Origin of the sequence: Pedobacter chitinilyticus (assembly GCF_003313385.1) — a bacterium.
GTDB lineage: Bacteria > Bacteroidota > Bacteroidia > Sphingobacteriales > Sphingobacteriaceae > Pedobacter > Pedobacter chitinilyticus.
Window position 1 is genome coordinate 321,197 of sequence record NZ_QMHN01000001.1, and the last position, 14,306, is coordinate 335,502.

A 14,306-nucleotide genomic window follows, 5' to 3' on the forward strand; every position below is an offset into this window, starting at 1 on the left:
CTCTTTTTTGAGCGGTTAATCTACGAAATCATCACGCAACAACAAAACCAAAGCGGCGTTACTGATCAGCAATTTTTCTTTTTCATCGCTCTTTTTCAAGAAAATGGTACCGTTGTCAATTAAGGATACAGCACCTACAATTTCCCCGTTTTTATTTTCGAACTGAAAGCCCATAGGGATTTTGCTAATGGATTTTGGTTTAGTTTTGATCACTGTTTTAACGGTGTAGTAATTCTCTTTGTCCAGCACTATTTTGCCAACTACACCATCTTTGTACATCTCTACCGCTGCATTGTTAATTTGCATAAGCCAAGGAGTTTCAGCATCTGCAAGGTAAATTTGAGCGTAACAACTATTCAGTAACGAATCTTTATCTCGGTATCGTTTGGCATTTACCTCTACTTTTTCGCCCAGGTTTACAAAAAGATTTCTGCTCTTTAGTCCATTGGTCATAAAAACCTCAGAATGCTCTCCATTTGTAGAAGATAGGGCGAAGGTCATTTCGTTTTTCTTTTTTTCGCTACCCAGCATTATACTTTCTTGACCATTGCTAAAGCCAAAAGCACGTTTGCTGCCTTTGTTCCAAGAACGTTTAACGTATTGTGTTTGATAGTTAGCAAAAGTAACTGTTTGGTTAACTCGTAAACCTTGTGTGCCTTTAACTGGATGTTGTACCAATTCGTTGTTTGGGACATCAATTTGCTTGAACAAGCGCTTAGAAATAAAGAAACAAGTCCTAAAAATGTGTAATAGTTTGATTTCATTTTATGTGTGTGTTTGTGAAACCGAAACTATTAAAAATCAGACCACGACGGACGGCGTTGGTCGCTTTTTACATTTTTTAACAATTACTTTAAAATGGAATACTTGTAAGACTCTTGAATTTAAAGATGCTATACAAATGACCTTAAAAATTGTTTTGTAAAATATACAGCGATGTGTTGTTTTGCAGAGAAATAGGCGATAGAAGGGGGATGGCGTTTAATAGAGAGAATGCTTTTGCCAATTAAACCTGACATTAGCGGATACCGGCCCTGTGGATAAGGCCTGTGGAGTATGAGCGATTGGCAGGGCTAGCCCAAAATAGTTGTACTAGCCCTGCTTTTCAAATTCTCTTTATTATTTATGTGGTTTAAGATTTGGTAAGTTTTAAACTAACTCCTAATCCCTAACCACTAGGTCCTAATTCTTATAAGTAAACCACTTAAACATCTCTTTAAAGGTTGTTTTTTTTCCGTACATTAAAATGCCTACGCGGTAAATACGTCCAGCAATCCAAACGGTGACTACAAAACCAACTGCTAAAATGGCCATTGATAAAGCCAGCTCCCAGCCAGGTACACCATAAGGAATACGCACCACCATGGCAATAGGAGAGGTGAAAGGAATCATCGACAGCCAAAATGCCGTACTGCCATAAGGGTCGTTGGTAACCACGCTAAGTGATAAGGCGTAGCCCAATAGCAGCGGCAACATTACGGGAAGCATAAACTGTTGCGTTTCTGTTTCGCTATCTACCGCGGAGCCAATGGCAGCATAAAGGGCGCTGTAAAACAGATAGCCGCCCAAGAAGAAAAATAAAAACACTACAATGATTTTGCCTACATCCAAACCCGCTAAGCTTTTTTGAATATCGGCAACTGGGCCTTGCGGAGCTGCAGAAGTTACTTGCTCGGCACCGCTTATTTGCGTTTGTGCTTGAGTAGAGGCCGTGATTTCTTTGATGTCTTCTTTGTTGGTAAACAAGCTTACTGCAGCTGTGCTGATGGCTAGCGTAAGTACGATCCACAGCATAAATTGGGTTAAACCGACCAAAGCGATACCTACAATTTTGCCCATCATTAATTGAAATGGTTTTACTGAAGAGACAATGACTTCGATGATACGGTTTGTTTTTTCTTCGATGACCCCACGCATTACCTGTATGCCATACATCATGATGAACATGAACATGAGTACGCCCGCTGTAAAAGCGATAAAAGTACTTGCACCAGCACTTGATTCTTCTTCTTTCCCTGTTTCGGCAATTTTTTTAGTAGAAATGTCTACCGAGGTTTTAAGCTTATCTAAATCGGTTTGCGAAATGCCAGATTCTTTAAGTTTTTGAGTTTTGATGAGTTCCTCAATGTCTCCAGAAATACGGCGGTTTAGCGACATGCCAGGCTGCTTGGCACCAAAAAGCTCTACACCTTTTGGAGCTGCTAAGCTAAACTCTGGTAAATAAAGGATATAGTCATAATTTGCTTTGCTAAGGTCTTTTTTGGCTTGCTCTAAGCTTTTGTCAATATAAACGTAGGCTACGTTTTGGTTAGCGCTTAGTTTTTCTGTTAAAGTTTTGTTGGTACTTACAACGGCCACCTTATCGTGAGTGTCTTTAATGCCTTTGTAAGCAAAAAAGCCAATGAGTGCATAAACGCCAGCAATTAATAAAGGCGTTAAAAAAGTCATTACAATGAACGATTTCTTTTTGACTCTCGAAAAATATTCCCTTTGGATAATGAGTAAGATTTTATTCATGGCTTTGTCCTTTCACTTTTTCAATAAAAATATCGTTCATGGTAGGAATCACTTCATCTAAACGGTGAATGTTTACATGAGGAAGCAATTGCGATAGCGCTTCGTTGGCTACACGGCTAGGTTTTAATTGTAGTTTTACCAAAGTGTGGTTTTTTACTTTTTCGGTTTGCAACACCTCGTAAATATCGTTGCTCGTCGTTTCGTAATCTCCTTCGTACTCTATCCAGTAGGCATTGTTACGGTAGGTGTTTTTAATCTCGTCAACCGCACCGTCCAATATTTTTTTAGATTTATTAATGAGGGCAATGTTATCGCAAAGTTCCTCTACGCTTTCCATACGGTGGGTTGAGAAGATGAAGGTTGCGCCATTTTTGTTCAGTTCCAAAATCTCATTTTTAATGATGTCGGCATTTACAGGGTCAAAACCAGAGAAAGGTTCGTCCAAGATAATCAATTCGGGTTGGTGCAATATTGTGGCCACAAACTGTACCTTTTGTTGCATTCCCTTACTCAAATCTTCCACTTTTTTGCTCCACCAGTCTTTCATTTCCAGTTTTTCAAACCAGTATTTAATGCGTTTGGTAGCTTCAGCACTGTTTAGCCCTTTCAGTTTAGAAAGGTAAAGCACTTGCTCCCCAATCTCCATTTTTTTGTAAAGACCACGTTCTTCGGGCAAGTAGCCTATCTGCGAAATGTGGTTGGCATTCAGCCTTTCGCCGTTAAAAAATACTTCGCCGCTTTCAGGAGCAGTAATTTGGGTAATAATTCTAATTAGAGAAGTTTTGCCAGCACCGTTGGGACCCAATAACCCAAAAATCTTGCCTTTTTCTACTTCAAGGCTCACATCATTTAGGGCACGGTGCGTAGCATACTGTTTTACAATATTTTTTACGCTTAACATATCTTTAACATATCTATTGTTTAGTTTCGGTGATAAGATAGTAAAAAAGGCCTTTTGTTACGAAGCTTTGTGGATTTGTTGAGAAAAACTTAGCTAGTAATGTATGGCAAATGTAGCCCTGCTTTTCATTTCAAGTCCTCGCTTTGCTGCGGGCTTTTCATTACAATCAGGTTTATTTTACGAAGGAAGTGCAACAACTGGATAGTTTGCTAGCTAGCCTTTGTGTTTTAGTGGTTAATTTTTTACCGCAAAGCGTTTGGAAGTCTTCGCGTTCTTCGCGTCACTCTTCCTTTCTTGGCGGTTAATTTTTTACCGCAAAGGTTTTAGAAGTATTCGCAAAGGGACGCAAAGCTAAGCGTTTAAATGTCTACAATGTCTACAAATATTTTCTTTGCGTTCTTAGCATTTTTCTTCCTTTTCTTAGTGGTTAATTTTACCGCAATCCCGTACATACGGGATGAAGTATTCGCAAATGGACGCAAAGAAAAATATTTAAACCGTTCAATTAACGTTTCTTTTTGAATAATTTTCCGATGTAATCAACTACCGAAGTACGCCGTTTCCGTGGATTTTCGGGCCCAATTAAGAAGCCGTATGGCTGTAAATCTGGATGATGGTCGCAAATGATTTTAACCATACCCAACAGTGGGATCGCCAAAATCATTCCAGCAATACCCCAAATCATCTCGCCTAAAACAATAGCCATAATGGTAAATAAAGGGTTGATATTAACTTGTTCTCCAACTACTAAGGGCTCTAAAATGTAAGTTTGTATAAATTGTACGATGAAATAGGTAAGTAGTACCCACCAAATTTTTTCATTTTCGCCCTGCGCTATAACGGCCAAAACCGTGATAGAAGTTCCAGTTAAATTCCCTACAAATGGAACAATTTCTAATAAACCGCATAGTACTGCGAAGAAAATCGCGTTCTCTACGCCAATTATACTAAAGCCAATGCCATACATTATCCAAAGTAAACCAATCATTGCGGCCAAACCGCTCAGGTATTTTTGAGAGACTTTACCAGCTTTGTGCACCACCATGTCGGCATCTGCTTTTTCTTTTTTGGCTACCAATTTTAAAATAAACTGTTTGATATGCCTACGGTACAACAAAAATAAATACATATAAACCAGTACTAAGACCGCATTAATGGCGATGCTCATTAATCCAGAAGCAAAGCTAAATAGCATATCGTTTGTATTACTGGTCTGTTGCTCAATAATTTCTTTTTGCTTTTTGGCATCTATTCCCAGCGTTTCGTTAATCCAATATCTAATGTTGTTAAAAAGGTGGTAAAGCCTCGCTTTCATTTCGTCGAGGTTTTCGGCCAAGCTTGATAATTGTATGGAAAGAAGAACCAAAATCAATAATATGCAGGCTATAAAAATGAACATGCAAAGCAATGCCACTAATGCACGGCTAATATTTTTGCTTTCGAAATAATTGCAAAGTCTGATGAATAACATTGAAAGTACCGCTGCTAGCACTACGGGTACAATGAATGCTGCCGAAAAATATAAGCCAGCAAACCCCAAGGTGAAGAACAATAATAAATAGACTGTTTGTTGTAGTTTTTCCATTGTTGGGAATAACATTCTGTATGACAAAATGTTTACGATCCAATTTTTTCTAAATGCCTTATGTTGAAGCCAACAACTTTAATTGATTAGCATTGGTGATTGCTCCAAAACCCCAGGTGTTATTAAAATAAACAAATACTTCTTCTGCGTCTTCAGGAATTTGTGTAATGAAATGTTCGATGGTTGAAACATCATAAGTTGATTTGTAAAGGATGGGCTTGCCATGGAAACGGTAATAGATTGTTGGATTGGTAGCCGTCACTTCTTCGGGGATGCATTTGGGATAGCTTTGCGAGGCAAAAATGATATGTTGAGCCTTAAATTGAGTAAATATATCTTCGTTCCACCAAGAGGCATGTCTAAACTCTATGACATTTTTAAAGTTGGGGTCAAGTGTTTGGAGTAAGCGTTCCAATCTTTCTTCAGTATAATGAAATGAAGGTGGGAATTGAAATAACACACACGCTAGCTTTTCTTTAAGGCCATTGTTAAGCAAATGATAAAAATCGGCAGTGTCCGTTTTGCAATCCTTTAGTTGCTTGTAATGGGTGATGAGGCGAGGTGCTTTCATCGTGAAAACAAAATAAGCAGGACTATCATTGTGCCATTTTTGCAAAGATTTTTCGGTGGGTGTTTTATAAAAACTGGCATTGATTTCAATCGTGTTGAAATGTTCAGCATAAAATTTGAACCAATCTTTTTGTGCCAGACCTTTTGGATAAAAAAAGTCCTTCCATTCCTTGTAATAAAAGCCCGAACAACCAATTTTCCATTTCATGATGATACAACGCAGGTTGAACGATATGGTTTTATCAATTTAATTTGTAGCGAAACGGCTTATGATGGCGTATAGAGATTAAACCAACGTTTTTATCACTAAACTAAATTCTCATGAAGAAAATTCTATTTGTACTTTTTGTTGTTTTTGCTGCTAACCTAGGATGTAAGAAAATGGATACTGGTGGTGGTCTTTGTGCTTGTTCACCAGTGCAAATACCTCCAATACTGTTAGTGGTTAAAGGTGCTAATGGTGTTGATATGTTAAACCCTGCCACCAATGGCTATTTTGCAGCAAGCAATATCAAATTGTATTTTCAAATTGGTTCCACAGAACAACAAATGTCATTTAGCATTGAAAAGCCATTTTCGGCAGGTAATTCAACCACCGAAAAAGTTGAATTTTATCAATTGCGCTCGTCCTATTTATTAGATGTGCTGTCTGCCAAGAACCCTCCTAATGTGTTTATAAAATTGGGTAATGCAGAACCTCGTCAGTTAAAAGCGGTAATGGCGAATGGCGAAAAATACTTGGTGGCTAAGTTATTGGTTAACAATGTGGAGGCAACGGCCGAAACAGGACCTGTAAAAAACAGCGTGCCTAATATCTTCTATTTTAATTTATAATTGTTGTTTATGTATAAAAGCCCTGTTAAGTTTTTAAACTTAATAGGGCTTTTTTGCTTTTGTTCTTTTTCTCGTCATCTCGACCGTAGTGGAGAAATCTTTGGACATGTTTCAACAAAAACATTAAAAAGAATACTATCAAATAATTAAATGGTGATATTGCTATAAAAAGCTATTCAAATTCTGAAAAGATATAGAATCCAAAGATCTCTCCACTAAGGTCGAGATGACGTGCTATGTAAGCCCGTGAGATATGCATTTGGTACCAGCAATAAATTAATAAAGGTAAGCAAATGTGGAATAGGTTTTAGCATGTATAAAATTGACTTCAGTAAGTATATCGCTTAAGTTAGTAAGTTCAGGACTGGCTTAAGGGAGTTTATTATGAGTATTATCGGATTTAGAATTAGCCTTAGTGAGTTCGGAACTAGCCTTAGTGCGTATCTGATAAGTTGATTATACAAAAAAAAGCCTCGGTTGCCCGAGACTTTTCCAACTAGTAAATATAATTAGCTAAACCCGTCTCAACTAATTAATTCCATCCACCGCCTAAAGCTTGGTAAATTTTTACCATGGCATTCAGCTGTTGTTTTTTGGTTTCTATCAACTCTAATTTTGCTTCTAATGCATCTCGTTGTGTCATTAACACTTCTAAATAATCAGCTCTGGTCGACTTAAAAAGGTCGTTAGAAATATTGATCGATTGATTTAAAGCTTCTACCTGTTTTGATTTGAGACCATAACTTTTTTCCAGATTGCTAATGCCCGAAAGTTGATTAGCCACCTCGATATAACCGTTTAAAATGCTACGTTCATATTGGTAAACCGCTTGAATTTGTTTCGCATTGGCAGTAAAATAAGTGGCCTTAATGGCGTTTCTGTTAATCAAAGGTGCAGCTACGTCGCCTGCAATGCTGTAAAGCATCGATTCGGGGAACTTCACCAAATAGCTTGGGTTGAACGCTTGAAATCCAAACGCTGCAGAAATACCAAACGATGGGTAAAACTGTGCTTTAGCTACTTTTACATCTAATTTGGCAGCCAGTAAACCTAGCTCAGCCTGTTTAATGTCAGGTCTGTTGGCCAATAGTTGTGAAGGGATGCCTGTTTTGAAATTGGTAGGTACATCTTGGTCAAAGCCGCTTTTATCTCTATCAACATGCTGTGGGTATCTGCCCAACAAGAAATTAATCTTGTTCTCCGTTTCGGTAATCTTCTGCAAAATATCATACTCGAGACTTTTAGAATTCAGTACCTCTGCTTCAAACTTACGTACCGCTAATTCGGTGGTTCTTGCAGCTTCTTTCTGTATTTTAACCACATTAAAGGCATTGTTTTGCAAGTCGATATTTTGACGTACCATTTCCAACTGTTTGTCAAGCGCCAACAGTTCGTAATAAGAATTAGCAATTTCGGCTACCAAAGCAGTAGTGACAAAGTTTTTGCCTTCTACCGATGACAGGTACTTAGCATAAGCTGATTTTTTAGCGTTACGTAATTTGTGCCATACATCAACCTCCCAATTGGCATATAAACCAGCCAAGTAATCGGGCAGGGGTTCTGGCATTTCTTTGCCTTTGTCTATTTCTGTAGAAGCGTCGCCAGCACCTTGACTGGTATACCTGCCCACTTTTTCAAGTCCAGCACCCACTTTTACACCAACGCTAGGCAATAATTCGCCTTTTTTAGCCCTTACTTCGTTTCTGGCAATTTCAATTTCCTGCAAGGTAATGTTCAACTCCTGATTGTTTTTCAGGGCGGTATCAATCAAGTTAGAAAGATATTGGTCCTTAAAAAACTCCTTCCATTTCATTTGGGCAATATTGGTGGTATCGCTATTGCCTTGGTAAGTTGCAGGCGTATTTTTGTTGGCTGTTTTCTCAACAATTGCGGGCACTTTACAGCTGGCGTAAATAATTCCTACAAACGCCAAGCCTAATATTTTATGATGATTTTTATTAAACATTGTTTTCAAGTTCTTCAGTTAACGGATGTTCATCTTCAATTTTAATCAACTTGCGTTTATTGGCAATGGTGCCAAAGACATAATACAAGCCTGGAATGATGATCACACCAAACACGGTTCCCAACAACATACCACCTGCAGCAGCCGAACCAATGGTACGATTGCCAATAGCCCCAGGACCTGTAGCAAACACCAAAGGAATTAAACCTGCAATAAAGGCAAATGAAGTCATTAAAATAGGGCGGAACCTTACTACAGCACCTTCCATCGCAGCAGCTAAAATAGACTTGCCTTCGGCATGTTTCTGTGCGGCAAATTCAACAATCAACACGGCATTTTTACCCAGTAAACCAATTAGCATCACCATGGAAACCTGTGCGTAAATGTTGTTTTCTAATCCGAACAATTTCAAGAATAGGAACGCACCAAATATTCCCGCAGGTAAAGAAACAATTACAGCCAGTGGTAAAATGAAACTTTCATATTGTGCGGCAAGTACCAGGTATACAAAACCTAAACAGATTAGGAAAATGTAAATGGCTTCGTTACCTCTGCTGCTCTCATCTTTAGAAATACCCGCCCAGTCAATGCCATATCCTCTAGGCAATGTTTTCTTCGCTACTTCTTCTACGGCTTTTAGGGCTTCGCCAGAACTATAGCCAGCGGCTGCAGAACCGTTGACTTCTGCCGAGTTGTACATGTTGTGACGAGTGATTTCGGAAAGGCCATATACTTTTTGCATGGTCATGAACGCTGAAAAAGGAACCATTTCGTCTCTGTCGTTTTTCACGTACAGCTTCATCACATCGGCTGGCAAGGCCCTGTATTGTGGTAACGATTGAACAATTACCTTGTATTGTCTACCAAATTTGATGAAGTTGGTTTCGTAGTTACTACCAATTAAATCAGATAAAGTCTCCAAAGCTTTTTCTGGTGTTACCCCTTTTTGTTGTGCTTTATCGTTATCAATATTTAACATGTATTGAGGGAAACTGGCACTGTAAAAAGTAAATACCGATTGCAGTTCAAGACGTTTGTTTAGCTCTCTCACAAAATCCTTACTCACTTTTTCCATCTCTACATAGTTGTTTCTTCCTGCTTTATCCAACAAACGTAATTCGAAACCACCAGCAGCACCATAACCAGGAATGGCTGGTGGTTGGAAAAACTCAATCATGGCACCAGGCATGTCTTTTGATTTCTCTTCAAGTTCTTTGATCACATCTTGAGCGCTGTTTTTACGGTCTTTCCAATCTTTCAAGTTAATTAGACAAGTACCCGAGTTAGAGCCTGTACCTTCCGTCAATACTTCATACCCCGCTAGAGCCGAAACTGATTTTACGCCTTCAATTTCCTCACATATTTTCTCCAATTTTTCGGAAATCTGATTGGTTCTTTCCAAGGTTGAGCCTGGAGGCGTTTGAATGATGGCATAAATCATCCCTTGATCTTCGTTAGGAATAAATCCAGAAGGAACAGAATTACTTAAGAAGTAAGTAGCTACACAGAAGATTCCTAAGACACCGAATATCGCTATTTTACGGGTCACCACTTTAGTCATCACTTTTTGGTAACGACCTGTTAATTTGAAGAACCAATTGTTGAAAGCACCTAAACCTTTGTCAATAATGGATTGCTTTTTATGATGATCAGCATTATGTTTCTTCAACATAATGGCACATAAAGCAGGGGTTAAGGTTAAAGCTACAATACCTGATAGAATAATGGAAGTAGCCATGGTAATCGAAAACTGGCGATAGAACACCCCAACAGGGCCCGACATGAAGGCTACAGGGATAAATACCGAAGCCATTAGAAAGGTGATGGCTACAATGGCACCGCCAATTTCGCTGATGGCCAATTGTGTAGCTTTAAGTACCGACAAACGCTTGTCTGCTTCCATTTTGGCATGTACTGCTTCAATTACCACAATGGCATCATCCACTACGATACCAATGGCCAACACCAAAGCAAAAAGGGTAATGAGGTTGAGCGTGATGCCGAAAAATTGCATGAACACAAAGGAACCAATTAAGGAAACAGGTACCGCAATGGCTGGAATTAAGGTTGAACGCCAATCGCCCAAGAAAATAAACACCACTAAACCTACGAGAATAAACGCTTCAATTAGGGTGTGTACTACTTTCTCAATAGACGCATCCAAGAATTTAGAAACGTCGTAACTGATTTCATAATCCATCCCTTTAGGAAACGAGGTAGCTTTAATTTCCTCCATGCGTTTCTTCACGTTATCGATTACGTCCTGCGCATTACTGCCGTAAGATTGCTTTAACACAATGGCGGCAGAAGGTTTACCGTTAATGTGCGAATATAAATCGTACATCGAGCTGCCAAATTCAACATCGGCAACATCTTTTAACCTCAATAATTCGCCATTGGCACTTGCCCGTAACACGATGTTTCGATAGCCATCTTCATTGGTGAAACGACCAGGGTATTTCAATACATATTCAAAAGATTCTGAACGTTTACCCGAACTTTCGCCTGTTTTACCTGGTGAAGCCTCTAAACTTTGATTGTTAAGTGCTTCTAAAACTTCTTCGGAAGAGATTTTATAAGCCAGCATTTTATCTGGTTTTAACCAAATACGCATGGCATATTCACGGTTACCTAAAATATCGGCAAAACCAACCCCGTCAACACGTTTTAGCTCTGGCAGTAAGTTGATATCTGCATAATTGTACAAGAAATTCTCGTTCATATGCGGATCCTTACTGAAAACGTTCACGTACATTAACATGTTCGGTTGCTCGCGACTGATTTTAATCCCCTCACGGATTACCAAAGGAGGTAATTTATTGGTTACTGCAGCTACACGGTTTTGTACGTTAAGTGTTGCTTGGTCTGGGTTGGTGCCCAAATTAAATACGATTTGGATCGAGCATTCGCCATCATTACCAGCGTCAGAGGTCATGTATTTCATTCCTGGAATACCATTTAAGGCTCTTTCCAGAGGAATAACCACCGCTTTAATCAATAGCTCATTATTTGCTCCTGGGTACTCTGCCACCACGTTTACCATTGGTGGCGAAATATTTGGAAGTTGTGTTACAGGCAGGCCAACAAGTGCCAGCACGCCCATAAATACGATTACCAGCGATATCACTATCGATAAAACTGGTCTTTTTATGAATTTACTAAACATAATTTTCTTGAAAAAGGGCTTACTCTGCTTTTAACTGTAATTGACTTAATGCATCTTTAGGTGCGATAAAGCTGAACTTAATTTTTTCATCATCTTTCACTTTTTGTACACCATCAAATACAATTTTATCACCCTGATTCAAGCCCGTTGATACCACATAAATGTCTGGCAATTCGCCACCAATTTTAATTTCTCTCGATTTTGCCACGCCATTTTTATCGATGACAAAAACATAGATTTTATCCTGTAATTCGTAAGTGGCTTTTTGAGGGATGATCAGAGCATTTTTCAAGGGAATGACCATTTGTACTTTTCCAGTTTCGCCATTTCTCAATAATTGATTAGGGTTTGGAAATTTTGCCCTGAAGGCGATGTTACCTGTCTCTGAATCGAATTCACCTTCAATAGTTTCTACGGCACCTTTTCCACTCAGCTTTTCGCCATTGGCCAACACTAAGCTTACCGATTTGTTATGGCTTGATTTTGCTTGTTGGAAATTCAAATATTCAGGTTCCGAAACATTGAAGTAAGCAAACATTTGGCTGTTGTCTGAAAGCGTGGTCAATAGTTCACCTTCGTCAATTAAGCTTCCCAGTTTCTTAGGCAAGCGGTCAATGGTACCATCAAAAGGTGCTCTTATTTCAGTAAATGATAAATGTAATTTAGCTAATGCTCTACTTGCTTTTGCTTGTTCCAATTTGGCTTTTGCCATGGCCAGTTCATTTTTGGCTACCACATTTTTATCAGCCAGTAATTGGGTGTTTTGCAATTCGATTTCCGAAGCCTTTACTTCTGCCTCTGCTTTCATGACCTCGGCTTCGTACATTTTAGGCATAATTTTAAAAAGCAATTGTCCTGCTTTCACGGTTTGGCCTTCGTCTACATAAATGTTTTGCAAAAAGCCTTTCTCTTGTGCTCTTAATTCGATATTGCGCACCGAGCGGATTTGAGAAACATATTCTTTAGTAAAAGAGGTGTCGAGCGTTAACGGACTGGTTGCCGTGTAATTAGTCTCTTCTTCTTTTTCTTCTTTTTTTTGCGTGCAACTGTAATAAAGCAATATTGTGCATAAACCAGTGAGCATTAGTTTTCTCTTCATTTCTTGTTAATTGTTAGCGATTTAACTTTATAAAAATGATGATTCTTGTTCCTCATCAATGGTCAAAAGTACTTTCACAATCATGAAGTTTTGGTGAAGAAAGTGGCTTGGAAAGGTCAATAAAGGGTCATGAAATGAAATATTTCTTCATCATTGTGTTTAAAGTACACTATTGGGTTTTAAATTTTAGGTTGTAAGGGGGGAGGTTTAGGTTTTTATAACTTCAGTTCGATTATTAAGCTTGTGAAAACAACTTTAAAATTGATGCTGAACTAAATTCAGCATGACGGAGCGTTGATATAGCGTCACCCTGAATTTAGTTCAGGGTCAGTTTTACAGTGAAATAGAAAAATGATGAATTTATGGCTTTAAACACCAACAAAAAACGCCATGCTTTTTAAAACATGGCGTTGATATTCTATACTTTAATACGCTTATTCGAAATATTCTTTCATTCTGTCGAAGAAGCTTTTATCGTTTTTACCAGGCTGCGGTTTAAAGTTCGCAGACTCTTTCAGTTTTTCCAATAAAGCTCTTTCTTCACTGTTCAGCGCTTTAGGGGTCCAAATGTTGACGTGGATAATTTGATCACCACGATGATATGAGTTTACTTCAGGAATACCTTTGCCTTTTAAGCGAAGTAATTTTCCACTCTGTGTCCCTGGTTCAATCTTGATTTTTGCTTTTCCATCGATGGTAGGAACCTCTACACTCGCACCAAGCGCTGCATCAGGAATACTGATGTGCAAATCGTAAACAATATTATTACCTTCTCTTTTTAAGGTTTCGTGTGGTACTTCCTCAATCAAAATGATCAAATCTCCAGGGATACCGCCGTTAGGTGCCGCATTTCCTTTTCCTGCCATGCTTAACTGCATGCCTTCGCTTACGCCAGCTGGAATATTGATAGAAATGGTTTCTTCTCCACGTACCGTACCATCGCCATGGCACACGTTACATTTAGCTGTAATCTGCTGTCCACTACCATGACAGGTAGGGCAGGTGGCTGTTGTTTGCATTTGTCCTAAAATGGTATTGGTTACTCTTCTTACCGAACCGCTACCACCACAGGTTTTACAAGTACTTACTGATGATTTATCTTTTGCGCCAGTACCATCGCAGGCTTTACAGCTGATTTGCTTGTTCACCTTGATTTTTTTCTCGGCTCCTTTAGCAATTTCATCAAGCGTAAGCTTTACTTTGATGCGTAAATTGGTGCCTTTGGCTACTCTACGACCGCCGCCACCTCTTGATTGACCACCTCCAAAAAAGCTGTCGAAAGGGCTGCCGCCGCCACCAAAAATATCTCCAAATTGACTGAAAATATCTTCCATGTTCATGCCGCCACCACCACCGTAGCCACCACCAGCTGCACCGCCAACACCTGCATGACCAAATTGGTCGTAACGTTGTTTCTTTTCAGGGCTGCTTAAAACCTCATAGGCCTCTGCAGCTTCCTTAAACTTATCTTCTGCGGATTTGTCGTCAGGGTTTTTATCAGGGTGATATTTAATTGCTAATTTACGGTAGGCTTTTTTAATTTCCTCAGCCGAAGCGCCCTTAGCAACTCCAAGTACGTCGTAATAATCTCTTTTGCTCATTTTTGTATTAATGATTGAATGATTGAATTTTGAATGATGGAGTTTAATTCTCTCATTCGGTCATTCT

At 39.0% G+C, this 14,306-nt stretch carries 10 protein-coding genes; 1 reads left to right on the forward strand and 9 read right to left on the reverse strand.

What is annotated here, in order from left to right; all coding sequences use genetic code 11:
- Nucleotides 1–15: 15 nt before the first annotated feature.
- From DUT70_RS01305 to DUT70_RS01325, 5 genes are all read right to left on the reverse strand, one after another.
- Nucleotides 16–711, reverse strand: a complete 696-nt coding sequence (locus DUT70_RS01305) for a hypothetical protein (protein ID WP_113645498.1) — start codon at nt 709–711, stop codon at nt 16–18.
- Nucleotides 712–1,182: 471 nt separating this feature from the next.
- Complete coding sequence (locus DUT70_RS01310) at nt 1,183–2,517, reverse strand: ABC transporter permease (protein ID WP_113645499.1); 1,335 nt, start codon at nt 2,515–2,517, stop codon at nt 1,183–1,185.
- A complete protein-coding gene (locus tag DUT70_RS01315) occupies nt 2,510–3,418 on the reverse strand; it encodes an ABC transporter ATP-binding protein (protein ID WP_113645500.1) in 909 nt (302 codons plus the stop codon). The genes DUT70_RS01310 and DUT70_RS01315 overlap by 8 nt, the downstream gene beginning before the upstream one ends.
- 505 nt (nt 3,419–3,923) lie before the next feature.
- Nucleotides 3,924–5,003 carry an AI-2E family transporter gene (locus tag DUT70_RS01320; protein WP_113645501.1) on the reverse strand — a complete coding sequence of 360 codons (1,080 nt, stop codon included), beginning with the start codon at nt 5,001–5,003 and terminating at the stop codon, nt 3,924–3,926.
- A 58-nt stretch (nt 5,004–5,061) separates the two neighbouring features.
- Entirely contained in the window at nt 5,062–5,781 is a 720-nt protein-coding gene (locus tag DUT70_RS01325; RefSeq protein WP_113645502.1) for a DUF72 domain-containing protein, read from the reverse strand.
- 113 nt (nt 5,782–5,894) lie between these two features.
- Here DUT70_RS01325 and DUT70_RS01330 point away from each other — a divergent pair, with 113 nt between their 5' ends.
- Complete coding sequence (locus DUT70_RS01330) at nt 5,895–6,407, forward strand: hypothetical protein (RefSeq protein WP_128353272.1); 513 nt, start codon at nt 5,895–5,897, stop codon at nt 6,405–6,407.
- A gap of 532 nt (nt 6,408–6,939) precedes the next feature.
- Here the strand turns inward: DUT70_RS01330 and DUT70_RS01335 are convergent.
- The 4 genes from DUT70_RS01335 to dnaJ form a co-directional block, all read right to left on the reverse strand.
- Nucleotides 6,940–8,373, reverse strand: a complete 1,434-nt coding sequence (locus tag DUT70_RS01335; protein WP_113645504.1) for a TolC family protein — start codon at nt 8,371–8,373, stop codon at nt 6,940–6,942.
- Nucleotides 8,366–11,539: an efflux RND transporter permease subunit gene (locus DUT70_RS01340; protein WP_113645505.1), complete on the reverse strand. Its 3,174-nt coding sequence runs from the start codon at nt 11,537–11,539 to the stop codon at nt 8,366–8,368. Before DUT70_RS01340 ends, DUT70_RS01335 begins: the two co-directional genes overlap by 8 nt.
- Nucleotides 11,540–11,558: 19 nt before the next feature.
- Nucleotides 11,559–12,638, reverse strand: coding sequence for an efflux RND transporter periplasmic adaptor subunit (locus DUT70_RS01345; RefSeq protein ID WP_113645506.1), 1,080 nt, complete (start codon nt 12,636–12,638; stop codon nt 11,559–11,561).
- A gap of 434 nt (nt 12,639–13,072) precedes the next feature.
- Complete coding sequence (gene dnaJ, locus DUT70_RS01350; protein ID WP_113645507.1) at nt 13,073–14,239, reverse strand: molecular chaperone DnaJ; 1,167 nt, start codon at nt 14,237–14,239, stop codon at nt 13,073–13,075.
- Nucleotides 14,240–14,306 lie beyond the last annotated feature (67 nt).